Genomic DNA, 26,872 nt, shown 5'->3' on the forward strand with positions numbered 1-26,872 from the left:
CCGTTACCGAAAGGGGACCCAATATACTGGGTCCCCTTTCGTGTTTTCTATGCATAGCGTGTGTTGTCTGAAAGGAGATGCTGTGTCGGACAACAACGACGGCCGTCGTTCGTATGGGAGCGGCGGTTCTGACCGCAGTCGGTCGGGGGACAACCGTGGCGCAGGCGCCGGCGGCCCCCGCGGCGGGAGAGGCGATGGCCCCCGCGGTAACACCGGCGGCGGAGCTCGCGGCGGCGGAGGCCGTCCGGATCGGCGAGGCGACGGCCCGCCGAGGCGTCGTGGCGGTGAGGGCAGCTTCGGTCCGCCCCCGCGCGACGGTGGAGCGCACGCCGAGCGGCGTGCCCCGCGTCCGGATGAACCGGATCTGCCCGAGGACGTTCAGGCGGGCGAACTGGACCCGGCCGTTCGTCGGGACCTGCTCAGCCTCGACAAGTCGAACGCCAATGCGGTGGCCCGCCACCTGGTGATGGCGAGCAAGCTGATCGACGACGACCCGCGTCTTGCGCTGGCCCATGCGCGTGCCGCCAGGCAGCGGGCCGGCCGTGTCGCCGTGGTCAGGGAGACCGCAGGCATCACCGCATATCACGCGGGCGAGTGGGCCGAGGCCCTCTCCGAGCTGCGTGCCGCACGGCGGATGGCGGGTGGACCAGGACTGCTCGCCGTCATGGCCGATTGCGAACGCGGCCTCGGCAGGCCCGAGCGGGCGATCGAGCTCGGGCGCAGCGACGAGGCCAGGACCCTCTCCGGTGACGAGGCGACGGAGCTCCGCATCGTGGTCGCGGGCGCCCGGATGGATCTCGGCCAGTTCGATCAGGCCGTGGTGACCCTGCAGACACCGGAACTCGACGCGGCGAAGGAGGGTCCGACCGCGGCCCGCCTGTTCTACGCGTACGCCGACGCCCTGGTGGCGGCCGGTCGCGTGGAGGACGGTCTCAAGTGGTTCCTCAACTCCGCGGCCGCCGATCACGACGGCGACACGGACGCAGAGGATCGGGTGGCCGAACTCTCCGGCGACCAGTGACGGTGGGGACCCCGCCGTCACTGCGTGACCTGCACGATGTGCTGCTGCTGGACCTCGACGGAACCGTGTACCAGGGTGCACACGCGATCCCCGGGGCCCGCGAGGCGCTCGTCGGCGGGTCCGCGCGGCTGTTCTACGTCACGAACAATGCGAGCCGAAGCCCGCTCGCGGTCGCGCTGCACCTGCGCGAGCTCGGTTTCCCCACCGCCGAGTCGGAGGTGGTGACGAGTTCGCAATCCGCCGCACGGTTGCTGGCGGAGGGCCTCGATCAGGGGTCATCCGTCCTGGTCATCGGCACCGAGGCCCTCGCCGAGGAGGTTCGTCTGGTCGGGCTCCGGCCCGTACGGCGGTTCGACGAGAACCCCGTGGCCGTCGTTCAGGGGCATTCCACGGAGACCGGCTGGGCGATCCTCGCGGAGGCCACGCTGGCGATCCGGGCGGGAGCGCTCTGGGTGGCCTCGAACGTCGACACCACGCTGCCAACCGAACGCGGGCTCTGTCCTGGCAACGGCGCGATGGTTGCGGCGGTGCGGGCCGCGACCGGCCGGGAGCCGCTGGTCGCGGGCAAGCCGGCGCGTCCGTTGATGGACGACGCCCTCCAGCGCAGCGGTTCCGAGCGGCCACTGGTCGTCGGCGACCGGATCGACACGGACATCGCGGGTGCGAACGCGGTGGGTGTCGACTCGCTGCTGGTGCTCAGCGGTGTCAGTTCCGTCGCGGACCTGCTGCGCGCGCCCGAGTCGTACCGGCCCACCTACCTGGCCTCCCGGCTGGCCGAACTGGATCTGCCTGCCGAGCGGTTGAGTATCCGACCGCATCCGGGGGTGAGCGTGCGGCGAGAGGACTCCGACCTTGTCGTGTCTTGCGATCGAGCGTCGACCCCTGATCGTCTCGATGTCGTCCGATCGGTGCTGGACGCGGCCTGGGCCGGACCCGGGTTCGAGGGCTTGCGCGCCGAGGACCCGGTCGCCGCGGCGGCCGTTGCCGACCTCGTCGGTTGATCGCGGAACCGTCGCCGCGGGTGGATTCGCGCCGTGTCGCGGTGTGGGCGTGCGGGCCTCGAATCGGCTAGCGTTGGCCCCGATGAGTACGCCAATGCCACGCCCCGGGCAGCACCTTCCCGGACCGCCGATCACCGTCGACCCCGACCGAATCCACGCCGAGGTCGACGGACTGCTGGCGCGCCTGGACTCGGTGGGTCCGGCGGACGACGATACGACCGGACACGGCCGGATCCCGGGGCAGGCCCAGATCCTCGAGCGAGCGCACGAGGTCCTGGTGCACGCGCTGGCCACAGTGGACAAGATCTGAGGTGGCTCGGCGCGCACGGGTCGACGCCGAGCTGGTTCGGCGGGGATTGGCCCGATCAAGAGAACACGCAGCCCAGCTGATCGGGGCGGGTCGGGTCCTGATCGCGGGAACCGTCGCGGTCAAGCCGGCGACCGCGGTCGAGGCGGGCACCCCGCTGTTGGTGACCGAGGAGGTCGACGAGGTCTCGTGGGCGTCGCGCGGCGCACACAAGATCCTCGGCGCGCTCGAGGCCTTCGAGCCGTCCGGGCTCTCCGTCGACGGCAAGCGGTGCCTTGATGCAGGCGCCTCCACCGGCGGGTTCACCGATGTCCTGCTCAGTCGCGGCGCCCGCGAGGTGGTCGCGGTCGACGTCGGGTACGGACAGTTGGTGTGGCGCCTGCAGTCCGATGACCGCGTCACCGTGGTGGACCGGACCAACGTTCGTTCGCTGGAGCCCGAGCAGACCGGGGGACCGGTCGAGGTGGTGGTCGCGGACCTGTCGTTCATCTCGCTCAAGCTCGTACTGCCCGCGTTCGTCCGGTGCACCGCCGACGGCGCCGACCTGGTGCCGATGGTGAAACCGCAGTTCGAGGTCGGCAAGGACCGGGTCGGATCCGGCGGCGTCGTGCGCGATCCCGCGCTCCGGATCGAGGCCGTCGTCGAGGTGGCCGAGGCCGCGGACGCGCTCGGGCTCAGGACCCTCGGGGCGGTGGCCAGCCCGCTGCCAGGACCGTCGGGCAACGTCGAATACTTCCTGTGGCTGAGGAAACAGGCCGAACCAGGGGTGGATTCGGTCCGCGAGGTCATCGAGCGAGCGGTACAGGAGGGGCCCCAGTGAGCTCGGAAGTGGGGACGCCTTCGCCCGGCCGCGAGATCCTGGTCGTCGCCCACACCGGGAGGGCCGAGATCACCGCCACCACGTTGCGGGTGGCCAAGATCTTCGAGAAGGCAGGCATCGGATTGCGGGTGCTGGCGACCGAGGCCGACCGGACGGACCCGACCGCAGCGCACGACCACGACTCCTTCCGCCTGCCCGATCTCGCGCTGCGGGTCGTCGAGCCGGGTCTGTCGGCCGCGGTCGGATGCGAGTTGGTACTGGTTCTCGGCGGCGACGGTACGTTCCTACGGGGGGCCGAACTGGCAAGGGCCGCATCGATTCCGGTGCTCGGCATCAACCTCGGGCGGATCGGGTTCCTCGCCGAGACCGAGGCGGAGCATCTCGAGGAGGCCCTCGCGATGGTGGTGCGGCGCGAGTATCGCGTCGAGCACCGGATGACGCTCGACGTGATCATCCGGGTGGAGGACGAGATCATCGACCGCGGGTGGGCGCTGAACGAGGCCAGCATCGAGAACGTGTCCAGGCTCGGCGTGCTCGAGGTGGTCCTCGAGGTGGACGGCCGTCCCGTCTCGTCGTTCGGCTGCGACGGCGTACTGGTCGCGACACCGACCGGATCGACCGCGTACGCGTTCTCCGCCGGCGGCCCCGTGGTGTGGCCCGAACTCGAGGCCCTGTTGGTGATCCCGAGCAATGCGCACGCGTTGTTCGCGCGACCGCTGGTGACGAGCCCCGAATCGCTCATCGCGGTCGAGACCTTCGCCGGGGGCCACAACGGACTGGTCTTCTGTGACGGCAGCCGCACGATGAACCTCCCCGCGGGCGGCCGGGTGGAGGTGGTCAGGGGTCGGGAGCCGGTGAAGTGGATCCGGCTCGACTCCGCACCGTTCGCGGACCGGATGGTGCGCAAGTTCGAGCTCCCGGTCAAGGGTTGGCGGGGACGAAGGGCCGACGGGGAAGGGAGCAACACCAGTGCTCGCTGAAATCCGGATCGACGGCCTCGGTGTCATCTCGAAGGCGGCGGCCCAGTTCCACGAGGGGCTGACGGTGCTCACCGGTGAGACCGGCGCAGGCAAGACGATGGTCGTCACCAGCCTGCACCTGCTCAGCGGCGCCCGCGCCGACGCCGGCCGGGTGCGGCTCGGCGCCGACCGGGCCGTCGTAGAGGGCAGGTTCTCCACCGCCAATGCGTCTGCCAGGGTGGCCTCCGAGGTCGACCGGTTGCTCGAGTCGACCGGCGCCGAGCGGGACGAGGACGGCACGATCATCGCGCTGCGCACCGTAGGCACCGACGGACGCTCTCGCGCCCACCTGGGCGGACGAAGCGTGCCCGCGGGAGCCCTCTCCGAGCTGACCGGCCCCCTCCTGACGGTGCACGGCCAGAACGACCAACTCCGGTTGCAGCGCCCCGATCAGCAGCGCCAGGCCCTCGACGAGTTCGGCGGCGCGCCGATCGGGTCCCTCCTCGACAAGTACCGGTCCCTGCGTGCGGAGTGGATCGAGGCCCGCGACGAGCTCGCCGAACGTACCCGCAGCAGCAGGGAGCTGGCGCAGGAGGTCGACCGGCTCGAGTTCGGGCTCAACGAGATCGACGCGGTGGCCCCCCAGCCGGGCGAGGACCTGGCGATCGTCGCCGACGTCCGGCGCCTGAGCGACCTCGACTCGCTGCGGTCGGCTGCGGCCGAGGCGCAGGCCGCCCTGCTCGGCGGGGCTGCCGACGGTGCCGACGACAGCTCCGACGGCGTCGGCGCGCTCGACCTGCTCGGGGATGCGCGCGCCCGGATCGAGTCGTCGGACGACCCGACACTGACCGCGCTCGGCCCGCGTCTCGCCGAGGCCATCGCGGTGGTCACGGACGTCTCGTCCGATCTCACCGGCTATCTCGCGGACCTGCCGTCGGATCCGGGTGCGCTGGACACCCTGCTGAACCGGCAGGCCGAGCTCAAGACGCTGACCAGGAAGTACGCGGCCGACGTCGACGGGGTGCTGGCCTGGGCCGAGCAGGCCCGCGAGCGGCTGTCCAAGATCGACGTCTCCGCCGAGGCGCTGGCGGCGCTGGCGGCCCGGGTGGACGACTGCGCGGCCGCCGTCGCCGTCGCCGCCGGTGCGCTGAGCCAGGCCAGGACGAAGTACGCGGTCAAGCTCGGCAAGGCGGTGACCACCGAACTCGGCGGTCTCGCGATGGGCAAGGCCCGGCTCGAGGTCACCGTGCAGCCGCTCGTGGCTGGTGCCCAGGACTCCGCGCCGCTGACGGTGGACGGTCGTGAGCTGCATGCCGGGTCGGCGGGGGTCGACGAGGTGGAGTTCCGACTAGCCGCGCACAGCGGGGCGCAGGCCCTCCCGATCAGCAAGAGCGCCTCGGGCGGTGAGCTGTCTCGGGTGATGCTCGCCCTCGAGGTAGTGCTCGCGGGCGCCGAGAGCAGCGCGACGATGGTGTTCGACGAGGTCGACGCGGGCGTCGGCGGTCGCGCCGCGGTGGAGATCGGCAGGCGCCTTGCGCGCCTGGCGCGTACCCACCAGGTGATCGTGGTGACGCACCTGCCGCAGGTGGCCGCCTTTGCCGACACCCATCTGGTCGTGGACAAGGTGGACGGCCGCAAGGGTGCCGACAGCGGGGTGCGCACCCTGACGGACGACGAGCGGGTGGTGGAGCTGGCCCGGATGCTGGCGGGTCTCGACAACACGCAGACCGGTCGCGCGCACGCCGAGGAGCTGTTGGCAACGGCGAAGGCCGCGCGCAGCGAATAGGCACGGGGTCCGTCCCGGCGCCTTCGGTCGGCCGCGGCCCCGATTCGCCTCCTGTCAGCTCGGGTCGGCGCGCCTCCGCTGGTCCGGGCCCCGTCGGGGTCATCATCGATGGCATGAAGATGCCGTCCCTGTTGTCACGAAACACCGAATCGTTGCCGGGGATCAGCGGCATCGCCCGGGTCGACCGAGACACGACGAAGCTGTTGCGTCGCGTCGGCCCAGGCGACATCGTGGTCCTCGACGAACTGGATCTGGACCGGATCACCGCCGACGCGCTGGTCGCGGCCGGGGTGCTCGCGGTCGTCAACGTGTCACCGTCCATCTCCGGCCGCTACCCCAACCTCGGACCAGAAGTCATCGTCGCGAACGGGATCACCCTGATCGACTCCGTCGGCGACGAGGTCTTCAAGAAGGTCAAGGACGGGGCCAAGGTCCGCCTCAACGAGGGCGGCGTCTACGCCGGTGAACGCAGGCTCGCCAAGGGCGTCGAGCAGAGCGAGGCCGAGATCTCCGATCTCATGATCGAGGCGAAGACCGGTCTGGTCGATCACCTGGAGGCCTTCTCCGGCAACACCATCGAGTTCATCAGGACCGAGAGTCCGCTGCTCATCGACGGGGTCGGGGTCCCCGACATCGACGTCGACCTGCAGGACCGGCACGTGGTCGTGGTGGCCGATGGAGCCGACCACGTCGCCGATCTGAAGAACCTCAAGCCGTTCATCAAGGAGTACTCGCCGATCCTCATCGGGGTCGGAGCCGGCGCGGACGCGTTGGCCGATGCCGGCTACCGCCCCGACCTGATCGTCGGCGACCCCGAGGACATCAGCAGCGCCACCCTCAAGTCCGGTGCCGAGGTCGTGCTCCCCGCGGACCCGGACGGGCACGCGAAGGGCCTCGAGCGGATCCAGGACCTCGGGATCGGGGCGATGACGTTCCCTGCCTCCGGCGCGCCCGCGGACCTGGCCCTGCTGCTCGCGGACCATCACGGCGCCTCGCTGATCGTCACCGTCGGGAGCACCGTCTCGCTGGACGAGTTCTTCGACCGTGGCCGGCGGGAGAGCAACCCGGCGGCCTTCATGACCAGGCTCAAGGTCGGACCCAAGCTGGTCGACGCGAAGGCGGTCGCGACGCTGTACCGCAGCCGGGTCTCGGGCGGCGCCATCGCGCTGCTCGTGCTGGCCGCGCTGACGGCGGTGATCGTCGCGCTGGTCGTCTCGAACATCGGCGGTGAGGCCCTCGATTGGGCCATCGCGACCTGGAACAGCTTCGCGACGTGGGTGCAGGGACTGCTCAAGTGATTTCTATGCGTCAACACGCTATCTCGATAGCGGCGATCTTCCTGGCGTTGGCCGTCGGGGTGGTGCTCGGTTCGGGCACCCTCTCCGGTGGTCTGTTGTCCGGGCTCCGAGACGACAAGTCGGAGCTGCAGGGCCAGGTCAACGCCCTGCAGGAAACGAACAACCAGCTCGAACAGCAGCTCAACTCCGCGGACGGGTTCGACGCGGCCGTGTCCGGCCGGGTGGTGCACGACGCCCTCTCCCAGCGCACGGTGATCCTGGTCACCTCGCCGGACGCCGACCCAGGCGATCTCGAGGGCGTCACCAGGATGATCGGCGCGGCGGGCGGGACCGTGACCGGCCGGGTCTCTCTGACCGATTCGTTCGTCGACGCCGCGAACGGCGATCAGCTACGCACCACGATCACCAACGTGATCCCGGCCGGGGTCCAGCTCAGGACCGGTGCGGTCGACCAGGGCAGCCTGGCGGGCGATCTGCTCGGTTCGGTGCTACTGCTCAACGCCCAGAGCGCGCAGCCGCAGAGCACGCCCGAGGAACTGGCGCTCGCGCTGGAGACGCTCCGATCCGGCGGGTTCATCGCCTACGACAACGGCACGGTCAAGCCCGCCCAGCTCGCGGTGGTGCTCACCGGTTCCGGTAAGGCGCCGGACGGGTCCGAGGGCGGCAACCGGGGTGCGATCATCGCGCGTTTCGCAGGCGCGATGGACTCCCGCGGCGCGGGCACCGTGCTGGCGGGCAGGCCGGGCGCGGCCGCAGGCAACGGTCCGATCGCCGTTGTCCGGTCCGACACGGCTCTGTCGTCGGGCGTGACCACCATCGACAACGTGGACAGGGAAGCGGGTCGGATCACCACCGCCCTCGGTCTGCAGGAACAGCTCGCGGGGCAAGCGGGCCGGTACGGCACCGGCCCGAACGCGACGGCGATCACAGTCGGCGCTCCGGTCGGCTGAGATCACAGCGAATGTGCGACCCACGGGGCCATGACCAGCGGTTCGCGGCGTGCCATGCGGAGAAACCGGCGCGTTGGTGTTACCGTGAAGTCCCGTGGGTCGGCAGGCCCCAGCTCTACCATTAGCCAAGCCCTGCAAGGTCGTCACGGGAGCTCTTTTGCCACTTTCACGCAGTCAATCGCGTACCGCCACCAAGCACATCTTCGTCAGCGGGGGCGTTGCCTCGTCGCTCGGCAAGGGTCTGACGGCGTCGAGCCTCGGGCAGCTGCTCACCGCGCGCGGGTTGCGGGTGACCATGCAGAAACTGGACCCGTATCTCAACGTCGATCCGGGCACCATGAACCCGTTCCAGCACGGCGAGGTGTTCGTCACCGAGGACGGCGCGGAGACCGATCTGGACGTCGGGCACTACGAGCGCTTCCTGGACCGGGATCTGTCCGGGATCGCCAATGTCACCACCGGCCAGGTCTATTCGTCTGTCATCGCCAAGGAGCGGCGCGGTGAGTACCTGGGCGACACGGTCCAGGTGATCCCGCACATCACCGACGAGATCAAGAGCCGGATCCTCGCCATGAGCGGTCCGGACGCGGAGGGCCAGAGCCCGGACGTGGTGATCACCGAGATCGGTGGCACCGTCGGCGACATCGAGTCGCAGCCCTTCCTCGAGGCGGCCCGACAGGTCCGGCACGACATCGGCAGGGACAACGTCTTCTTCCTGCACGTCTCGCTGGTGCCGTACCTCGGCCCCTCCGGCGAGCTCAAGACCAAGCCGACCCAGCACTCGGTCGCGGCGCTGCGGAACATCGGTATCCAGCCGGACGCGCTGATCCTGCGCTGCGACCGCGATGTGCCGCAGCCGCTGAAGTCGAAGATCGCGCTGATGTGCGACGTCGACGTCGACGCCTGCATCTCGACGCCCGACGCCCCGTCCATCTACGACATCCCGAAGGTGCTGCACCGCGAGGGACTCGACGCCTATGTCGTGCGCAAGCTGGGACTGCCGTTCCGGGACGTCGACTGGACCGTGTGGGGTGCGCTGCTCAAGCGCGTGCACGAGCCGCGCGAATCGGTTCGGATCGCGCTGGTCGGCAAGTACGTCGACCTGCCGGACGCGTACCTCTCGGTGACCGAGGCACTGCGGGCGGGCGGGTTCGCCCACCGCGCCAAGGTCGAGATCGACTGGGTGCCCTCCGACGCCTGCGAGACGGAGGCAGGGGCACAGGAGAAGCTCGGCGAGGTCGACGCCGTGCTGATCCCCGGTGGATTCGGTATCCGTGGCATCGAGGGCAAGCTCGGCGCGATCCGGTTCGCCCGCACCCGCGGGATCCCGCTGCTCGGCCTGTGCCTCGGACTGCAGGCCGTGGTCATCGAGGCCGCTCGTTCGGTTGGCCTCGACGACGCGAACTCCGCGGAGTTCGAGCCGGACACCAAGCATCCCGTTATCTCCACGATGGCCGATCAGGAGGAGATCGTCGCGGGTGAGGCCGACCTCGGCGGAACCATGCGCCTCGGTGCCTACCCCGCGGTCCTGGAGAAGGGCTCGGTCGTCGCGCGGGCATACGGCTCCGAGAACGTCTCCGAGCGCCACCGCCACCGCTACGAGGTCAACAACGCGTACCGGGACCGGATCGCGAAGAGCGGCTTGAAGTTCAGCGGCACCTCGCCGGACGGCCACCTCGTCGAGTTCGTCGAACTGCCCGCGGACAAGCACCCGTTCTTCGTTGCGACGCAGGCGCATCCGGAGCTCAAGAGCCGTCCGACCCGGCCGCACCCGCTGTTCGCGGCCTTCATCGGCGCGGCGCTGAAGTACAAGGCCGCCGAGCGGCTCGAGGTGGACGTGCACCCGGAGGACGCCGAGTCCGCGGAGGACGACGTCGAGTCGGTCGACGCGCCGATCGTGCGCTGACCAACCGGTACACGATGAGCAGGCCGGGAGAGCACGAGTTCGACACCCTCGACACAAGAACCGTGTACGAGGGCGGCATCATCACGTTGCGGGTCGACCGGGTGGCCATGCCCGGCGGCCGCGCAGCGGATCGCGAGGTGGTCGAGCACTACGGCGCGGTCGCCGTCGTGGCCGTCGACGAACGGGACCGGCTGATTCTCATCAACCAGTATCGGCACCCGCTCGGCAGGCGTGTCTGGGAGCTGCCCGCCGGACTGCTCGACGAGGCGGACGAGGATCCCGTCGACGCGGCGCGGCGCGAGCTGGCCGAGGAGACGGGCCTCGCCGCCGAGCGGTGGTCGGTGCTGGTGGACGTCGCTGTCTCGCCGGGCTTCACCGACGAGGTGGTGCGGGTGTTCCTCGCGACCGGCCTCACCGACGTGCACCAGCCGACCCCGACCGACGAGGAGGCCGACCTCGAGGTCGATCGGGTCCCGGTCGACGAGGCCGTCGGCCGGGCTCTGTCGGGGGAGATCGTGAACGCGACGGCGCTGTCCGGGATCCTCGCGCTCGCCGCCGCCAGGGCCCGCGACAGCCGTCCGGATGTGACCGGCAGGCCTGCGGATTCGGACTGGGTCGATCGTCCGATGGCGATGGCGCGGCGCAGGCACGACGGCCTGAGCGGAGCCCGCGGAGCGAACATCGACGGCTCGAGCGGAGCCCGCGGAGCGAACATCGACGGGGCGTAGGCGTGCTCGCCGACCAGGTGGAGACGTACCTCGACCATCTCGCGGTCGAACGCGGGGTGGCGGCGAACACCCTCAGCTCCTATCGGCGTGACCTGATCCGCTATCAGCGGTACCTGGGGGAGCGCGGGATCGATGACCTGGCCGCGGTGCGGGAACGGGAGATCAGCGGCTTCGTCGTCGCGTTGCGCAAGGGCGATCCAGCGGCGGAGCTCCCGCCGCTGGCCCCGAGCTCAACGGCCCGGGCACTGATCGCGGTACGCGGGCTGCACAAGTTCGCGACCGCCGAGGGCATCACCGCCGTTGACGTCGCGCGCGAGGTCAAGCCGCACGCGCCCGGCCAGCAGCTGCCGAAGTCGCTGCCGGTCGATCAGGTGCTGGCGTTGCTCGAGGCCACCGGCGGCCCCGACGCGGCCGATCAGCCGCGGGCCCTGCGCGATCGGGCACTGCTCGAGCTCCTCTACTCGACGGGCGCCCGCATCTCGGAGGCGGTCGGGCTGGACATCGACGACATCGACGCGGTCGACCGCGCCGTGCTGCTGCGCGGCAAGGGCGGCAAGGAACGGGTGGTGCCGATCGGCAGGCCCGCGATCGCCGCCCTGGAGGCGTACCTGGTTCGTGGGCGCGCTGCGCACGCTGTCCGTGGCGGACCCGCGGTGTTCCTGAACATCCGGGGCGGACGACTCTCCAGACAGAGCGCATGGCAGGTGCTGCGGAGCGCGGCCGATCGGATCGGGATCGCCGAGGGGGTGTCGCCGCACACGCTGCGGCACTCGTTCGCGACCCACCTGCTCGACGGCGGCGCCGACATCCGGGTGGTGCAGGAGCTGCTCGGGCACGCATCGGTGACGACGACGCAGATCTACACCCTCGTGACGGTTGGTGCCCTGCGCGAGGTCTGGGCCGGCGCGCATCCGCGGGCGTTGTGAAGGGGGTGAGGGCATGGACACGGTCCGATTCTTCGAACTGGTGACGGCATTGTTCGAGGTTCTCGGTGTCCTGTCGATGGTGGTGGGGTTCGCCTTCGCGTTCGTTCTCGCCGCGCGAACGTGGAAGCGGACCGGCGACGGCGGACGGGCGTTCAAGAGCTTGCGGGAGTCGCTGGGTGGGGCGATCCTGCTCGGGCTCGAATTGCTGGTCGCGGCGGACATCGTCAAGACCGTCACGTCCGTGCCCTCGTTGACCGACGTCGCCGTGCTCGGGATGATCGTGCTGATCCGGACCGTCCTGAGTCTGTCCATCGAAATCGAGATCGACGGTGTCGCGCCGTGGCGGAGGGCGTTTGTCACCGGCCCGCAGGTGCTCGCCGGTGCCGCGCGCCGATCTGCGTCGCCGGAGCCCCACGCGCCCGAGGAGGCGCCGTGATGTCGGTCGTCGATGTCAACACTGAGATCGTGATCGCGCGACCGCGGCATGTCGTCGCCGCATACGCCTCTGATCCCGACACGGCAATCGCCTGGTATGCGAACATCGCGGCAGTTGAGTGGAAGTCGGCGAAGCCCGCAGAGGTCGGATCTCGAATCGCGTTTGTCGCCACGTTTCTCGGCAGGCGTCTGAGCTACACGTACCGGGTCACTGAGTTGGTGCCCGACGAACTCTTCGTGATGCGCACCGATGAGGGACCATTTCCCATGGAGACGACATACGCCTGGTCCGACGCGGGGGAGGGTCGCACCAGAATGGCCCTGCGCAACCGCGGGGAGCCGTCCGGCTTCGGAAGGATCGCGGCTCCGGTCGTGGCCGCGGCGATGCGCCGGGCCAACACGAAGGACCTGGCGCGCCTCCGGGGGATTCTCGAGTCCGCGGGCGAAGAACGATGAGCCCGGCCGCGATGGCAACGGCACATCGCGGCTGCTCAGCGCCGTGCATGATCGAGCCCATAGCCGTGCCCCGCGTGTCCGTTGGCCGAACGCCGCCCGCCAGGCGGTAGCGTTTGTCCATCAGGGACGACAGACAGGGGAGCAGCAGACCGTGGTGACACCGCAGCCGCCAGCGGCGGAGTCCGAGCGTTCGGGTGCCTACTTCTACACCCGGAAGCCGGAACCGCCTACCCGTCCACAAACCGACCGCACCGAGGGAAACGGTGCCGCACCCGCAGAGTCGTCGCTCGGTCCGACCGGCCGACCGCTTCGCGAGGTACCCGACCCGACACCGGTGACCACTCACGGCCCGGCGCAGATCATCGCGATGTGCAACCAGAAGGGTGGCGTCGGCAAGACGACCTCCACGATCAACCTGGGCGCCGCGCTTGCCGAGTACGGCCGCCGGGTGCTGCTCGTCGATCTCGACCCACAGGGGGCGCTGTCCGCCGGCCTCGGCGTCGCGCACCACGACCTCGAACTGACGGTGCACAACCTGCTCGTCGAGCCGAGGGTCTCCATCGACGAAGTGCTGATGCGCACCCGGGTGGAGAACCTGGACCTGTTGCCCAGCAACATCGACCTGTCCGCCGCCGAGATCCAGCTCGTCACCGAGGTGGGCCGCGAGCAGACGCTCGGGCGGGTGCTGTACCCGGTGCTCGACCGCTACGACTACATCCTCATCGACTGCCAGCCCTCGCTCGGGCTGCTCACCGTCAACGCGCTCGCCTGCGCCGAGGGCGTGATCATCCCGATGGAGTGCGAGTACTTCAGCCTTCGCGGGCTGGCGCTGCTCAACGACACGGTGGAGAAGGTGCACGAGCGCCTGAACCCCAAGCTGTCGCTCTCCGGCATCGTGGTGACGATGTTCGATGCCAGGACGCTGCACTCGCGTGAGGTCATGGCCAGGCTCGTCGAGGTGTTCGGCGATCTGGTCTACGACACGGTGGTGAACCGGACGGTGAGATTCCCCGAGACCAGCGTCGCGGGCGAACCCATCACCACGTGGGCACCGAAGTCCGGCGGCGCGGAGGCCTATCGGGCTCTTGCCCGTGAGGTGATCCACCGGTCCGGACGGTAGATGGACACCGACGAGGCCGAGCGAGTGGCCGAGGTTCCGTCAGGGGAACCACACGCCGCGGGGACAATGGACGACACGCTGATCGAGGAACTGCCGTCGACCGCCGAGTCGACCGCGGACGAACCGGGCTTCCGGCTGAAGCTGCGTAACTTCGAGGGGCCGTTCGACCTGCTCCTGACGCTGATCAACCAGCGAAAGCTCGACGTCACCGAGGTGGCGCTGCACCAGGTCACCGACGAGTTCATCGCGTACACCAGGTCGCTGGGCAGCGAGATGAGCCTCGACCAGACGACCGAGTTCCTCGTGGTCGCCGCCACCCTGCTCGACCTCAAGGCCGCCCGGCTGTTGCCCTCAGGCGAGGTCGAGGACGCCGAGGACCTGGCGCTGCTGGAGGCCAGGGACCTGCTGTTCGCGCGGCTCCTGCAGTACCGGGCCTACAAGCAGGTCGCGATGCTGTTCGCGGAGCTCGAGTCGGCGGCACTGCGCCGCTACCCACGCTCGGTGTCGTTGGAGGACCAGTTCGCCGGACTGCTGCCCGAGGTCCTGCTCGGCGTCGACCCGCAAAGGTTCGCGGAGATCGCGGCGTCCGCCTTCGCGCCGCGACCGGTGCCGACCGTCGGTCTCGATCACCTGCACGTCCCGACGGTCTCGGTGCCCGAGCAGGCCTCGATGGTGCTCGAGCTGCTCAAACAGCGCGGCGAGGGGAACTGGGCGTCGTTCGGCGACCTCGTCGCGGGCTGCGACCTGACGGTGCAGATCGTGGCAAGATTTCTGGCGTTGCTCGAGCTCTACCGCGAGAAGGCGGTCGCGTTCGAGCAGCCGGAGCCGCTCGGCGAACTGATGGTCAGCTGGACCGGTGACGTCGACGCGGACGGGCAGACGCTGGTGAGTGCGGAGGATTACGGATGAGCGAGCTCGATCAGGCGCCGGAGCTCGACGACGAGGGTGCTCTCGACCTCGACGACCGGCTCGAGGACGACGAGTTGGAGGCGGCACTGGAGTCGGTGCTGCTGGTCGTGGACTCGCCCGCGAGCAACGAGGCCCTCGCGTCGGCGGTCGGGGACTCGGCCGGCCGGGTCGACGCGACGCTGCGCCGGATGTCCGCGGCGCTGACCGCCCGACGCAGCGGGATCGACCTCAGGTACGCAGGCGACGGGTGGCGTTTCTACACCAGGAACGAGTACGCGCCTTACGTCGAGCGGCTGCTTCTCGACGGCGCTAGGTCGAAGCTCACACGCGCGGCCTTGGAAACATTGGCAGTTATTGCGTACCGTCAACCTTTGACCCGTGCTCGGGTGAGTGCGGTTCGTGGCGTCAACGTGGACGGCGTCATGCGAACCCTGCTCGCCCGCGGACTGATCTCGGAGGCCGGTGTGGACTCCGAGACCAACGCGACGACGTACTCGACGACGGAGCTTTTCCTCGAGCGGCTCGGACTCGCCTCGCTGGCGGACCTGCCCGCGCTGGCGCCGCTGCTGCCCGACGTCGACGTCATCGACGACATCAGTGACGACATGGAGTCAGACCCTCGGTTCACCAAATTGGGAGCCGGCAGGGCGGGATCCGAACCCGTATTGGATCCCGGCATAGATAGTGAAGAGTGACAGGACACCCAAGTGAACAATTCCGCTCGCCGTGATGGCACACCGGACCGGGGCAGGAGCAATCCCGCCCACAAGAGCTCGAGCCGCAGGGACTCGCCCCAGAAGGGGTCGGGGTCGAGGGGCTCGGCACCCCGCGATTCCGCCCGTGGCGGCGAATCCCGCGGCTCCTACGATCGCACCGAGCGCGGTGGCGCCCCCCGTGGCTCCTCCGGCCGCACCGAGCGTGGCGCGGCACCGCGGAGCGGCGAATCCCGCGGCTCGCAGGACCGCTCCCAGCGCGGTGGCGCACCGCGCGGCGCCCAGGACCGCACCGAGCGCGGCGCGGCACCGCGCAAGACCGGCGGCTACCCCCGCGGAGGACCTGCACCGCAGCTGTCCAAGCGGGGCAAGCCCAAGGCGCCGAAGCCGCAGCGCGCGCAGTCCGTCGCGCCGACCATCAGCAACGCCAAGCCGGCCCGCCACCAGTACGCCGAGGGCCAGGGTCCCGCGAAGCTGCCCGCGGGCGAGGGCATGCGGTTGCAGAAGGTGCTCGCCCAGGCAGGTGTGGCCTCGCGCCGCGCCGCCGAGGAACTGATCGAGCAGGGCCGCGTCGAGGTCGACGGCCGCATCGTGGTCGAGCAGGGCCTGCGGGTGGACCCCGAGAACGCGGTGGTCCGGGTCGACGGCGTCCGCGTCGTCGTCAAGAAGGATCTCGTCCACATCGCGCTCAACAAGCCGCGCGGCTGGCAGTCCACCATGTCCGACGACCTCGGCAGGCCCTGCATCGGCGACATCGTCTCCGAGCGGGTCTCCGCAGGCCAGCGGCTCTTCCACGTCGGGCGCCTCGACGCCGACACCGAGGGCCTGATCCTGCTGACCAACGACGGCGATCTCGCGCACCGGCTGATGCACCCGTCCTTCGAGGTGCCCAAGACCTACCTCGCGACGGTGTCCGGCGTGGTCGACCGCAACCTCGGCAAGACGCTCAAGGCGGGCGTCGAGCTCGAGGACGGCCCTGCCAAGGTCGACTCGTACGCACTGCTCGACGTGAACCAGGGCAAGTCGCTGGTCAAGGTCGTGCTGCACGAGGGCCGCAAGCACATCGTGCGTCGCCTGCTCGAGGCCGTCGGGCATCCGGTGGTCCGGCTGGTGCGCACCGACATCGGACCGGTCGCGCTCGGCGACGGACGTCCGGGCACCCTGCGGGTCATCGGCCCCGGCGAGGTCGGCGCGCTGTACAAGGCGGTCGGACTGTGAGCGAGGCAGGCCGCCTGGTGGTGGCCATGGACGGGCCGTCCGGTACCGGGAAATCGACCGTCGCAAGGCGCCTCGCGACCGGACTCGCCGCGCAGTATCTCGACACCGGTGCCATGTACCGGATCGCGACGCTGCACGTGCTGCGCTCCGGCGTCGACCCGAGCGACCCGGCGGCGGTGGCCGCGGCCACGAAGGCGCTCGAGCTGACCATCGGCACCGATCCGGCCTCGGACCGGGTGCTGCTCGCCGGTGAGGATGTCACCGACGAGATCCGCGGCGGCGCGGTCACCCAGGCCGTGTCCGCGGTCTCGGCGGTGCCCGAGGTGCGCACGATCCTGGTCGACAAGCAGCGCGAGTTCATCGCGCGCACCGAGCGGATCGTGGTCGAGGGGCGCGACATCGGCACCGTCGTGATGCCCGATGCGGACGTGAAGGTGTACCTGACCGCCTCTGCTGCGGCCAGGGCCGAGCGCAGGAACACGCAGAACATCGCCGAGGGCAGGGGCGATGACTACAAGGCGGTGCTCGCCGACGTCGAGCGCCGCGATCATCTGGACTCCACCCGAGCGGTGTCCCCGCTCCGGCCCGCCGAGGACTCGGTGATCGTGGACACCAGCGAACTCGGAATCGATGACGTGATCGGCAGGTTGCTGCTGGTGGTACGTGACAGAACTGGAGCAGTGCAGTGACCGACAGCTTTGACATCGGCGGCCCGATCGCCGGCGACGGCACCTGGAGTGAGGAATCCGACTGGGAGCTAGTCGATTTCGAGGAGGGCGAAGAGGGCGAGGGCCACGTCGCCGTCCCGACTCTCGCCATCGTCGGACGTCCGAACGTCGGCAAGTCCACGCTCGTGAACCGCATCATCGGCCGCCGTGAGGCCGTCGTGCAGGACATCCCCGGGGTCACCAGGGACCGCGTCTCCTACGAGGCGAACTGGGCCGGTCGCCGATTCATGGTGCAGGACACCGGCGGCTGGGAGCCCGACGCCAAGGGGCTGCAGCAGTCCGTGGCCCGCCAGGCGGAGCTCGCGATGCAGACCGCCGACGCGATCGTGCTCGTGGTGGACGCGGTGGTCGGCGCCACCGCGACGGATGAGGCCGTGGCCAAGGTGTTGCGGCGCTCGAAGACCCCGGTCCTGTTGGTGGCCAACAAGGTCGACGACGAGCGGACCGAGTCCGAGGTCGCGGCGCTGTGGTCGCTCGGCCTCGGCCAGCCCTATTCGGTCAGCTCCATCCACGGCCGCGGCACCGGCGACCTGCTCGACGAGATCCTCGAGGTGCTGCCCGAGACGCCTCGCGAGGGCACCGGTGGTCAGGGACCGCGTCGGGTGTCGCTGGTCGGAAAGCCGAACGTTGGCAAGTCCAGCCTGATCAACAAGCTCTCCGGCACCGAGCGGTCCGTCGTGCACGACGTCGCGGGCACCACCGTCGACCCGGTCGACTCGCTGGTCGAGCTCGGCGGCAAGGTGTGGCGCTTCGTGGACACCGCGGGCCTGCGCAAGAAGGTCAGCCACGCGAGCGGCCACGAGTTCTACGCGTCGCTGCGTACCAAGAGCGCGATCGAGGCATCGGAGGTGTCGATCCTGCTGATCGACGCCTCGCAGCCGATCACCGAGCAGGACCTGCGGGTGCTGAGCATGGTGGCCGACGCCGGCCGCGCGCTGGTGCTCGCGTTCAACAAGTGGGATCTCGTCGACGAGGACCGCCGGTACATGCTCGAGAAGGAGATCGACCGGGAGCTGGTCCGGGTGCCGTGGGCGCAGCGCGTCAACATCTCGGCGCACACCGGCCGCGCCGTGCAGAAGCTCGTTCCCGCGCTGGAGACCGCGCTGGAGTCATGGGACAAGCGGATCCCCACGGGCCGCTTGAACACCTGGCTCAAGGAGGTCGTGGCCGCGACGCCGCCGCCGATGCGCGGCGGTCGCCTGCCGAGGATCATGTTCGCCACCCAGGCCGGCACCCGCCCGCCGACGTTCGTGCTGTTCACCACCGGGTTCCTCGAGGCCGGTTACCGCCGGTTCCTGGAGCGCCGGTTGCGTGAGGAGTTCAACTTCGACGGCAGCCCGGTGCGCATCTCGGTGCGCGTGCGCGAGAAGCGCGATCGCAGCAAGCGCTGACGCCTGCAGAGACCGACCCGACACTGGCAAGTCCCCGAAACTGGGGGCTTGCCAGTGTCGTTCGAGGGTGGTCTCCGACGGCGAAACCCGCCACGAGCAGCCGATTCGCTCTGTCGACTGTCACTGATGTAATCTCATCGAGCGCCCGCAAGGGAGTGGACGGGCTGTGGCGCAGCTTGGTAGCGCACTTGACTGGGGGTCAAGTGGTCGCAGGTTCAAATCCTGTCAGCCCGACAGAAGAAGGCGGCTCCGGAGTAATCCGGGGCCGCCTTTCTCGTTCCCGGGGCGGGCTAGGGTCGTCGGATGGACGCAGACCGGGAGCCCACCCTCACTCGTGACACCTGCGCCGCCGCGCTCGCGGCGTTCGACGCGCGCGCCGTCGACCGCGCAGGGCATCGCTGCGCGGCGGTCGCGCTGGCGGTGGTCACCACCGACGGGGTGCCAGCGCTGCTGCTCACCGTGCGGCCCGGCACCATGAGGGCTCATCCCGGCCAGTTCGCGTTGCCGGGCGGTGGCATCGACCCGGGGGAGTCGCCGGAGGACGCGGCGCTGCGGGAACTGGCGGAGGAACTGGGGGTGCAGGCGCCGCCGTCGGCCGTGCTCGGCCGGCTCGACGACTTCGTGACCAGGTCCGGCTACGTCATCACCCCGGTGGTGATCTGGGTGGGCGAGCCCGGCGAGCCGATTCGGCCGAACCCCGACGAGGTGGAGTACGTCTTCCAGGTGAGCATGGCCGAACTCGATCACGAACCGCAGTTCCTGTCGCTCGAGGGGGCCGCGGCGCCGCTGATCGAGTGGCCGTTCCGCGGCGCGCGGATCTTCGCGCCGACCGCGGCGATCATCTACCAGTTCCGCGAGGTGGCCCTGCACGGGCGGGCGACGAGGGTCGACGACCTCGGTCAGCCGGACTTCGCGTCCAGGTAGCTCTGCCTGCGCCGCGGAAGGCGCCGGAAGCCACTGCGGGCTGCCCGGGTGACGTCTACCGTGGCCGCCATGGGAATCCTGCTCTCGGCCCTGCGCGGACTCGACCGGACCGGAATCGATCCCGTGGCGTGGCACCCGCCGACCCCGCCACCGCTCACGGGTCCGCTCGCCCCCAGCGCCGAGCTCGACGGCGCGGAGCGCTGGGCGACGCCGGGGAGCAAGGGACCCGAGGACGTCGCGGTCGATCACCAGGGGCGGCTGATCACCGGCACCGACGACGGCAAGGTGTGGCGTTTCGACGCGGCAGGCCGCGCGACGCTGATCGCCGACACGGGCGGCAGACCCCTCGGCGTCGAGATCCTCGACGACGGCCGGTACCTGATCTGTGACTGCGAGCGCGGCGTGCTCCGTGTCGACGAGTCCGGTCGGATCGAGACCCTCACCGACACCGCGCTCGGACGACCGCTGGTGGCGTGCAACAACTCCGCCGTCGGGCGGGACGGCACCATCTACTTCACCGACTCCTCGTCGAAGTTCTCCGTTGCCGAGCATCGCACCGACGTGCTCGAGCACGGTGGCACCGGCAGGCTGATCCGCTTCGACCCGGCGACGGGGGAGACCGACCTGCTTGCGGACGGGCTGCAGTTCGCCAACGGGGTCGGGCTGTCCGCTGACGAGTCCTTCGTGGTGGTCGCCGAGACCGGGGCCTATCAGATCCGCCGGGTCGAGCTCGCAGGCCCCGAGACGGGGCGGGTGTCGATCTGGGCCGAGAACCTGCCCGGTCTCCCCGACAACCTGACCTCGCAGACGGCAGGCGGGGTGTTCTGGGTGGCGCTGTACAGCCCCCGGATGCGCCTGCTGGACCTGTTGGCCCCGCATCCGGCGCTCCGGGTCGTCGCCGCGAACCTGCCGCGGTGGGCGCAGCCCGAGCCCGACCACCGCGGCTGGGTGCTCGGGCTCGATGCCTCGGGTGCCGTAGTGCACAGCCTGCAGGGCGGCGCCGGCAGTTATGCGCCGATCACCGGGGTCCGCGAGGCCGACGGCTGGCTCTACCTGGGCAGCCTGACCGCCGATGCGGTCGCCCGGGTCCCGGCACCCCGGTCCGCCGTGTGAAAAGCTGTTCGAGGCAGTTGGCGGACGACGACACGGGGGACGAATGGGCAGCGGAGACCGGCCACGCGAGGTGGCGGACGTCGCGACCGTGCCGATCATGTCCGACCGGATCGTCACCGTGCCGAATCTGCTCAGTGTGGTCCGGCTCGTCGGTGTCCCGCTGTTCGTCTACCTGTTGCTCGGCCCGCACGCCGACGGGTGGGCGCTCGCGATCCTGATGCTCAGCGGGTTCACCGACTGGGCGGACGGCAAGCTCGCGCGTCTGCTGAACCAGAGTTCGCGGCTCGGCGCGCTGCTGGACCCGCTGGTGGACCGGTTGTACGTGGTCTCCACCCTGGTCGCGTTCGCGATCCGCGGGATCATCCCGTGGTGGGTGGCGGCGGTGCTGATCGGTCGGGACGTGATCCTCGCGCTCACCCTGCCGATCTACCGCAGGCGCGGTCTGCCGCCGCCCGCGGTGCTCTACCTCGGCAAGGCCGCGACCTTCGCGCTCATGTTCGCGCTGCCGCTGATACTCGCCGCTCAGGGCGACTGGGCGTTCGCGCCGATCGCCAGGGCCTGGGGTTATGCGCTGCTCGTGTGGGGGACCGGGCTCTACGTGTGGACCGCGATCCTGTACCTGCTCGCCGCGCGGAACATCGCGCGGGAGGTCCCACGATCGGACCTGGCGCGGTGACCGACGGCGAGGTCCGCCGCAATCCGGTGCCCTCGCTGCTCCGGTCCCTGATGAACGACCATCTCGACCCCGGCTACGCCGCCGCGGCGGAGGACCGGGCGAGGGGGCATTCCCTGCACCGTCCGCTGCATTCCGGGAGCTGGTGCGTGGCCGGGGGCATCGCTCTCGGGCTGATCTTCGGGATCGCCTACGCACAGGCCGACGACCGGGAGCCGGGCACCGATCAGGTGCGCAGCGAGATCCTCGGCAAGGTCCACGCCGCCCAGGAACGCGGTGGTGGCCTCGCGGGCACAAGGGACGAGCTGGCGGCACAGACCGAGGCACTGCGCTCGAGGGTGCTCGCGGGTGACGCCCAGGGTTCCGACGTGCTGGCCCGGCTGCACGCGATGGAACAGGCCGCCGGGCTGGACGCCGTGCACGGCGAGGGGCTGACCGTCACGCTGACCGACCCGGCCGCCCGTCCCGACCTGTCCGACCGCGGTAGGCCGGGCGCGGGACCGGCCAAGGCGGTGGTCCTCGACCGGGACATCCAGTCCGTGGTCAACGCGTTGTGGTCGAGCGGGGCCGAGGCGGTCGCGGTCGGCGGGGTCCGCGTCGGTCCCTCGGCCACCATCCGCCAGGCGGGCGGGGCGATGCTCGTCGACAACCAGCCGGTGTTCTCGCCGTATGCGATCTCGGCGATCGGGCCCGCGGACCGGTTGCAGACCGGGTTCGTGGTGAGCGACGCGTACCTGCGGATGTCGGGCGTCGCGCAGCTGTACGGGGTGGGCTTCACCGTCGCCGAAGAAGAAGATGTCAACCTCCCTGCCGCGAATGCCAGGGAGATCAGAACCGCACACGAGGTGGGTGGCCAGTGAAGCCGGTCAAGGCAGTCAAGAACGGATACGCCGTCTACGGGGTGCTCGCGCTCATCGCGGGGATCGTCGCGGGCGTGGTGTTCCGTCCGCAGGTCCCGGACGCGATCCAGCCGTACCTGCCGATCGCCGTGGTCGCGGCGCTGGATGCCGTGTTCGGCGGGCTGCGCGCCTACCTGGACGAGATCTTCGACGCGAAGGTCTTCGTCGTGTCCTTCGTGTTCAACGTGCTGGTCGCGGCGCTGATCGTGTGGCTCGGTGACCAGTTGGGTGTGGGTACGCAGCTCTCGACCGCGATCGTGGTGGTGCTCGGCATCCGGATCTTCGGAAACGCCGCCGCGCTGCGGCGCCGGCTGTTCGGTGCGTGATCGGCGGTGAACGGGCATGAGGGCAAGCACGAGTGGCACACCGAGCTGTCCGCCTCGGCGCGCCGCTCCAGGGTCGTCTTCGGGCTGTTGGCCGTGCTGCTGCTGGCCGCACTCGGGGTCGCCATCGCCACCCAGGTGCGGAACACCGGTTCGGGCGACACCCTGGACTCGGCGCGCCCTGCGGACCTGCTGGTGCTGCTCGACAACCTGGGCCAGCGAGAGGCCTCGTTGCGGCAGGAGATCGCCGGACTCGAGGAGACGCTCGCAACCCTCCAGCGCAGCGGTGGCGGCTCCCAGGCTGCGTTGGACGAGGCCAGGGCGCGCCTGACCGCGCTGTCGATCCAGGTGGGAGCAGTGCCCGCGGCCGGCCCCGGGGTGGTGTTGACGGTTGCGGACCCGGGCACGAATGTCGGTTCCGAGGTGATCTTGGACCTCATCCAGGAGTTGCGGGCTGCGGGCGCCGAGGCGATCTCCATACGTGGCGAGGGGGGCGAACCGGTCCGGATCGGCGTCGATTCCTGGGTGACCGGCGCCGCCGGTCAGATCAAGGTGGACGGTACCGCCATGGGGGCGCCGTACGAGGTCCGCGCGATCGGCGATCCGCCGACCCTTGCGGCCGCTCTGAACATTCCCGGCGGGGTGATCGACACCGTCGGCCGCAGCGGTGGACGGCTGACAGTGGACCAATCTCAGCAGGTCACGATCACCGCCTTGCGGGAGACGAAGCCTCGTCAATACGCTCAGCCCGGAAACTGAATCCGGTACCGCGCGGTATTGTCGCGCGCCGGTGCGATCGAAAGGACTACTCACCTTGAGCGAAACCAACATCCCGGCCGAATTCCGTTACACGGCGGAGCACGAATGGGTGCAGCGGACCGGGCCGACGACCGTGCGGATCGGGATCACCGATTTCGCGCAGTCGCAGCTCGGTGACGTCGTCTTCGTGCAGCTGCCCGCGGTCGGCGAGGCCGTGGTCGCAGGCGAGTCGCTCGGTGAGGTCGAGTCGACGAAGAGCGTGTCGGACATCTACGCTCCGTTGAACGCGAAAGTCATTGTGGCCAACGCGGATTTGGAGTCCAGCCCCGAGCTGGTCAACTCTGAGCCGTACGGAAACGGCTGGCTGGTCGATCTCGAGGTGGCCGATGAGGCGACGCTGGACGCCGCGCTGGACGCGATGCTGGACGCGCCGGGCTACCAGGACATCGCGGGCGGCTAGGACACGCGTGGATCGACCTGCGAGTGCCCACGTGGGAGGCATTCGCAGGGTACGGTCGATAGGGAGCACATCCGCCTTGTCGGGGCGTAGGTCCGTATCGGAATGTGATTGTGTCGAGAAGATTTGTCCGGGAGGTCCCGGACCGATCGGACTTCAGGAGGAGAAACGGTGAGCGAGAACGACAGCGACGCGGTTTTTGGAGAATCGCCGGCTGAGACAACGTCGGTTTTCCGGGCGGATTTCCTCAACGAGTTGGACAGCACGACCGCTGCTCCGCAGGCCGCTGAGCAGGTCTCCGGTGTGGAGGGCCTGCCCGCCGGTTCGGCGCTCCTCGTCGTCAAGCGTGGCCCGAACGCGGGCTCCCGATTCCTGCTCGACCAGCCGACCACCTCGGCGGGCCGCCACCCGGACAGTGACATCTTCCTCGACGACGTCACGGTCAGCCGTCGGCACGCCGAGTTCCGGCAGGATCAGAACGAGTTCCAGGTGGTCGACGTCGGAAGCCTCAACGGCACCTACGTCAACCGTGAGCCGGTGGACTCGGCCACCCTCGTCAACGGTGACGAGGTACAGATCGGAAAGTTCCGACTCGTGTACCTCACCGGCCCCCGCGGCGCCGGTAGTTCCGCTGCGGGTGCGGGTAGCTGATGACGGCGGTCGGGCAGCGGACCGAGGGCGGGATGTCGATCGGCTCCGTCCTGGATCGGCTACGTCCCGATTTCCCCGACATCACCATCTCGAAGATTCGATTCCTCGAGGCGGAGGGGCTGATCAGCCCGGAGCGGACCCCGTCGGGTTACCGACGCTTCTCGCTGTCCGACTGTGAGCGGTTGCGGTTCGTCCTCACCGCGCAGCGCGACCAGTACCTGCCGTTGAAGGTGATCAAGGAACAGCTCGAGGCGATCGACAGCGGCGTCGCGGTGGTCGGCTCGACCGAGTCGGCCCCGCGGCGGCCGCGGGCCCTTGCCATCGCCCCTGGCGAGGTCTCGCCCGAGGAGTTCCGGGCCAATCGCGAGGTCCGTATCAGCCGCACCGACCTGATCGCCCGATCCGGCGCGGACGAGGCGTTCCTGGCGGAACTGTTGCGCAGCGGGCTGATCGTGCCCGGCGTCGCAGGCTTCTTCGACGAGGATGCGGTCACCTTGGCGCGGGCCGCAAAGGCGATGTCCGAGTTCGGACTCGAGGTGCGGCACCTGCGCGCGTTCAAGCTCGCGGCCGACAGGGAGGCCGGTCTGGTCGCCCAGATCGCCGGTCCGGTCGCGAAGGGCAGGGATGCGGGCGCGCGTGATCGCGCCGAGGAGATGGTGCGTGAACTCGCCGCGCTGTCGCTCACCCTGCACACCTGTCTGGTCAAGGCGGCCGTGCGCGGCGCGCTCGACCGCTGACGATCGCCCAGTCCGGACATGTGACGACCTGCAGCTGTTCGGCGAGAGTCGAATGGGTCGCCGGGTTCGCTTAGAATTTGGGTACGGCTTCACGCGATGAAAATGCGGTCGATGCCGGTGAGGCCGAGCAGACGGGAGGCAGACGCGATGAGCGAGATGCGTGTGATCGGGATTCGTGTCGAGCAGCCACAGAATCAGCCCGTACTGCTGCTCCGGGAGGCCGACGGGGATCGGTACCTGCCGATCTGGATCGGCCAGACCGAGGCCGCCGCGATCGCGCTGGAGCAGCAGGGCGTGGAGCCGGCGCGGCCGCTCACCCACGACCTGATCGTCACGCTCATCACGGCGCTCGGCAACGCGCTGCGCGAGATCCGGATCGTCGATCTGCAGGAGGGCACCTTCTATGCCGACCTGGTTTTCGCCGACGACCTGAGGATCTCGGCGCGGCCGTCCGATTCGGTTGCCATCGCGCTGCGGGCCGGCGTGCCGATCTATGCGGACGAAGCGGTGCTGGCGGAGGCCGGGCTGGTGATGCCCGATGAGCGCGAGGACGAGGTCGAGAAATTCAAAGAGTTCCTCGAATCCGTGTCGCCGGACGATTTCAAGGCAACTGACGGTTAGTGTGATCCCGCTGTCGAGAGACGGTGTCGAGTTCATGGCCTGGGCAACGAAAAGGTCTCACCCTCAAGTTGAGGTTTAGACTTCGGCGTGTTGCATTGACCCTGGTCAATCGTCGCAATAGCTTTGATCCATCGAACGCACACCATGTGATTCACCCCGAGGCGTACTCTGAGTCGAATCCACGGTATGGAATTCCATGCGAGAGGGAGCAGTCAGTGGGAGATCATCCGCAAGAGCCTCAGCGCGGCCTCGCCCCGTCCGAGGGTGTCGAGGATCTTCAGCCGGGCCTCTTTCCCGATGACTCGGTGCCGGACGACCTGGTGGGCTACCGGGTGCCGAGTGCGTGTCAGATCGCGGGCATCACCTATCGCCAGCTCGACTACTGGGCGCGCACCTCGTTGGTCGTGCCGTCGATCCGTGGCGCCGCCGGATCCGGCAGTCAGCGCCTGTACTCGTTCAAGGACATCCTGGTCCTCAAGATCGTGAAGCGATTGCTGGACACCGGCATCTCGCTGCAGAACATCCGGGTGGCCGTCGACCACCTGCGTCAGCGCGGCGTCGGTGACCTGGCCAAGATCACGTTGTTCTCCGACGGCACCACCGTCTACGAGTGCACCTCCGCCGAAGAGGTCGTCGACCTCCTGCAGGGTGGTCAGGGTGTGTTCGGGATCGCGGTCAGTGGCGCGATGCGCGAGCTGACCGGCACGATCGCGGACTTCCCGGCCGAGCGGGCCGACGGCGGCGAGAGCGAACCGAGCCCGGAGGACGAGCTCGCGTCGCGACGCAAGAACCGGGCCAGCCGCGCCGGATAGCCCGATTCGGCGCCTGCGTGGTCGACGTGGCGCGCGGCACATCCCGCGGCCGGGCCCGTGGGAGCGCAAGGGGTCGAACGTAGCCTAGAATTCGGGGTACGTCGCCGCCGCATGGGAGAGTTCCGGAGCACGATCCGGACGCCGAAGGAGCAATACCTCCCCGTCAATCTCTCAGGCACCGAGGACCGTGCGGGCTACGACGTCTCTGGAAAGCGGTGGGAGCACCCACCC

30 protein-coding genes, 1 tRNA gene and 1 riboswitch are annotated in these 26,872 nt (G+C 69.6%); all 31 genes read left to right on the forward strand.

Features of this window, described 5'->3' with window-relative positions; translation table 11 throughout:
* Positions 1-82: 82 nt before the first annotated feature.
* The 31 genes from RM1_RS01500 (at position 83) to RM1_RS01650 (ending at position 26,641) form a co-directional block, all read left to right on the forward strand.
* Positions 83-1,021 carry a tetratricopeptide repeat protein gene (locus RM1_RS01500; RefSeq protein ID WP_245815931.1) on the forward strand — a complete coding sequence of 313 codons (939 nt, stop codon included), beginning with the start codon at positions 83-85 and terminating at the stop codon, positions 1,019-1,021.
* Positions 1,018-2,022: an HAD-IIA family hydrolase gene (locus RM1_RS01505; RefSeq protein WP_083576451.1), complete on the forward strand. Its 1,005-nt coding sequence runs from the start codon at positions 1,018-1,020 to the stop codon at positions 2,020-2,022. Before RM1_RS01500 ends, RM1_RS01505 begins: the two co-directional genes overlap by 4 nt.
* Before the next feature lie 82 nt (positions 2,023-2,104).
* Complete coding sequence (locus tag RM1_RS01510; protein WP_072749695.1) at positions 2,105-2,332, forward strand: hypothetical protein; 228 nt, start codon at positions 2,105-2,107, stop codon at positions 2,330-2,332.
* Between the two features lies 1 nt (position 2,333).
* Positions 2,334-3,149: a TlyA family RNA methyltransferase gene (locus RM1_RS01515; RefSeq protein ID WP_072749696.1), complete on the forward strand. Its 816-nt coding sequence runs from the start codon at positions 2,334-2,336 to the stop codon at positions 3,147-3,149.
* Entirely contained in the window at positions 3,146-4,129 is a 984-nt protein-coding gene (locus RM1_RS01520) for an NAD kinase (protein WP_072749697.1), read from the forward strand. Before RM1_RS01515 ends, RM1_RS01520 begins: the two co-directional genes overlap by 4 nt.
* Complete coding sequence (gene recN / locus RM1_RS01525) at positions 4,119-5,894, forward strand: DNA repair protein RecN (RefSeq protein ID WP_072749698.1); 1,776 nt, start codon at positions 4,119-4,121, stop codon at positions 5,892-5,894. Before RM1_RS01520 ends, recN begins: the two co-directional genes overlap by 11 nt.
* Before the next feature lie 113 nt (positions 5,895-6,007).
* The gene (gene steA, locus RM1_RS01530) at positions 6,008-7,192 is read left to right on the forward strand and encodes a putative cytokinetic ring protein SteA (protein WP_072749699.1); all 1,185 of its coding nucleotides are present in this window, start codon (positions 6,008-6,010) and stop codon (positions 7,190-7,192) included.
* Positions 7,189-8,142, forward strand: coding sequence for a copper transporter (locus RM1_RS01535; RefSeq protein ID WP_143069416.1), 954 nt, complete (start codon positions 7,189-7,191; stop codon positions 8,140-8,142). Before steA ends, RM1_RS01535 begins: the two co-directional genes overlap by 4 nt.
* A 157-nt stretch (positions 8,143-8,299) precedes the next feature.
* Positions 8,300-10,048, forward strand: a complete 1,749-nt coding sequence (gene pyrG / locus RM1_RS01540) for a CTP synthase (RefSeq protein ID WP_072749701.1) — start codon at positions 8,300-8,302, stop codon at positions 10,046-10,048.
* Between the two features lie 14 nt (positions 10,049-10,062).
* Positions 10,063-10,776, forward strand: coding sequence for an NUDIX domain-containing protein (locus RM1_RS01545; protein ID WP_083576452.1), 714 nt, complete (start codon positions 10,063-10,065; stop codon positions 10,774-10,776).
* Positions 10,777-10,778: 2 nt separating this feature from the next.
* Positions 10,779-11,702, forward strand: a complete 924-nt coding sequence (locus RM1_RS01550; protein WP_072749702.1) for a site-specific tyrosine recombinase XerD — start codon at positions 10,779-10,781, stop codon at positions 11,700-11,702.
* Between the two features lie 13 nt (positions 11,703-11,715).
* A complete protein-coding gene (locus RM1_RS01555) occupies positions 11,716-12,138 on the forward strand; it encodes a DUF1622 domain-containing protein (RefSeq protein WP_072749703.1) in 423 nt (140 codons plus the stop codon).
* Positions 12,138-12,593, forward strand: coding sequence for an SRPBCC family protein (locus RM1_RS01560; protein WP_072749704.1), 456 nt, complete (start codon positions 12,138-12,140; stop codon positions 12,591-12,593). The genes RM1_RS01555 and RM1_RS01560 overlap by 1 nt, the downstream gene beginning before the upstream one ends.
* Positions 12,594-12,744: 151 nt before the next feature.
* The gene (locus RM1_RS01565) at positions 12,745-13,713 is read left to right on the forward strand and encodes a ParA family protein (RefSeq protein ID WP_072749705.1); all 969 of its coding nucleotides are present in this window, start codon (positions 12,745-12,747) and stop codon (positions 13,711-13,713) included.
* Positions 13,714-13,779: 66 nt separating this feature from the next.
* Positions 13,780-14,622 carry a segregation and condensation protein A gene (locus tag RM1_RS01570; RefSeq protein ID WP_072749890.1) on the forward strand — a complete coding sequence of 281 codons (843 nt, stop codon included), beginning with the start codon at positions 13,780-13,782 and terminating at the stop codon, positions 14,620-14,622.
* The gene (gene scpB / locus RM1_RS01575; RefSeq protein WP_027503132.1) at positions 14,619-15,317 is read left to right on the forward strand and encodes an SMC-Scp complex subunit ScpB; all 699 of its coding nucleotides are present in this window, start codon (positions 14,619-14,621) and stop codon (positions 15,315-15,317) included. Before RM1_RS01570 ends, scpB begins: the two co-directional genes overlap by 4 nt.
* A 12-nt stretch (positions 15,318-15,329) precedes the next feature.
* Positions 15,330-16,553, forward strand: coding sequence for a pseudouridine synthase (locus RM1_RS01580; protein WP_072749706.1), 1,224 nt, complete (start codon positions 15,330-15,332; stop codon positions 16,551-16,553).
* Between the two features lie 26 nt (positions 16,554-16,579).
* Positions 16,580-17,242 carry a (d)CMP kinase gene (cmk, locus tag RM1_RS01585; RefSeq protein WP_174562898.1) on the forward strand — a complete coding sequence of 221 codons (663 nt, stop codon included), beginning with the start codon at positions 16,580-16,582 and terminating at the stop codon, positions 17,240-17,242.
* Positions 17,239-18,672 (forward strand): ribosome biogenesis GTPase Der, encoded by a 1,434-nt coding sequence (gene der, locus RM1_RS01590; RefSeq protein ID WP_072749708.1) that lies wholly within the window; start codon positions 17,239-17,241, stop codon positions 18,670-18,672. The genes cmk and der overlap by 4 nt, the downstream gene beginning before the upstream one ends.
* Before the next feature lie 160 nt (positions 18,673-18,832).
* Positions 18,833-18,906: transfer RNA gene (locus tag RM1_RS01595), tRNA-Pro, on the forward strand.
* A gap of 69 nt (positions 18,907-18,975) precedes the next feature.
* Positions 18,976-19,596 (forward strand): NUDIX hydrolase, encoded by a 621-nt coding sequence (locus RM1_RS01600; protein ID WP_072749709.1) that lies wholly within the window; start codon positions 18,976-18,978, stop codon positions 19,594-19,596.
* 69 nt (positions 19,597-19,665) lie between these two features.
* The gene (locus RM1_RS01605) at positions 19,666-20,709 is read left to right on the forward strand and encodes an SMP-30/gluconolactonase/LRE family protein (RefSeq protein ID WP_072749710.1); all 1,044 of its coding nucleotides are present in this window, start codon (positions 19,666-19,668) and stop codon (positions 20,707-20,709) included.
* A 43-nt stretch (positions 20,710-20,752) separates the two neighbouring features.
* A complete protein-coding gene (gene clsA / locus RM1_RS01610; RefSeq protein WP_072749711.1) occupies positions 20,753-21,385 on the forward strand; it encodes a cardiolipin synthase ClsA in 633 nt (210 codons plus the stop codon).
* A 50-nt stretch (positions 21,386-21,435) separates the two neighbouring features.
* Positions 21,436-22,242, forward strand: a complete 807-nt coding sequence (locus RM1_RS01615) for a DUF881 domain-containing protein (protein WP_072749891.1) — start codon at positions 21,436-21,438, stop codon at positions 22,240-22,242.
* Complete coding sequence (locus tag RM1_RS01620) at positions 22,239-22,607, forward strand: small basic family protein (RefSeq protein WP_072749712.1); 369 nt, start codon at positions 22,239-22,241, stop codon at positions 22,605-22,607. Before RM1_RS01615 ends, RM1_RS01620 begins: the two co-directional genes overlap by 4 nt.
* 6 nt (positions 22,608-22,613) lie before the next feature.
* Positions 22,614-23,363 carry a DUF881 domain-containing protein gene (locus tag RM1_RS01625; protein ID WP_072749713.1) on the forward strand — a complete coding sequence of 250 codons (750 nt, stop codon included), beginning with the start codon at positions 22,614-22,616 and terminating at the stop codon, positions 23,361-23,363.
* 55 nt (positions 23,364-23,418) lie between these two features.
* Positions 23,419-23,823 (forward strand): glycine cleavage system protein GcvH, encoded by a 405-nt coding sequence (gcvH, locus tag RM1_RS01630; protein WP_072749714.1) that lies wholly within the window; start codon positions 23,419-23,421, stop codon positions 23,821-23,823.
* 168 nt (positions 23,824-23,991) lie between these two features.
* The gene (garA, locus tag RM1_RS01635; RefSeq protein WP_072749715.1) at positions 23,992-24,471 is read left to right on the forward strand and encodes a glycogen accumulation regulator GarA; all 480 of its coding nucleotides are present in this window, start codon (positions 23,992-23,994) and stop codon (positions 24,469-24,471) included.
* Entirely contained in the window at positions 24,471-25,208 is a 738-nt protein-coding gene (gene ftsR, locus RM1_RS01640) for a transcriptional regulator FtsR (protein ID WP_027503120.1), read from the forward strand. The genes garA and ftsR overlap by 1 nt, the downstream gene beginning before the upstream one ends.
* Before the next feature lie 147 nt (positions 25,209-25,355).
* Positions 25,356-25,829, forward strand: a complete 474-nt coding sequence (locus RM1_RS01645; RefSeq protein ID WP_072749716.1) for a bifunctional nuclease family protein — start codon at positions 25,356-25,358, stop codon at positions 25,827-25,829.
* Between the two features lie 215 nt (positions 25,830-26,044).
* Positions 26,045-26,641, forward strand: a complete 597-nt coding sequence (locus RM1_RS01650) for a MerR family transcriptional regulator (RefSeq protein WP_027503118.1) — start codon at positions 26,045-26,047, stop codon at positions 26,639-26,641.
* Between the two features lie 102 nt (positions 26,642-26,743).
* A riboswitch (glycine riboswitch) is annotated at positions 26,744-26,839 on the forward strand.
* Positions 26,840-26,872: the final 33 nt, after the last annotated feature.

The sequence above is a fragment of the Rhodococcus maanshanensis NBRC 100610 genome, from assembly GCF_001894865.1.
GTDB classification, from domain to species: domain Bacteria; phylum Actinomycetota; class Actinomycetes; order Mycobacteriales; family Mycobacteriaceae; genus Rhodococcus_G; species Rhodococcus_G maanshanensis.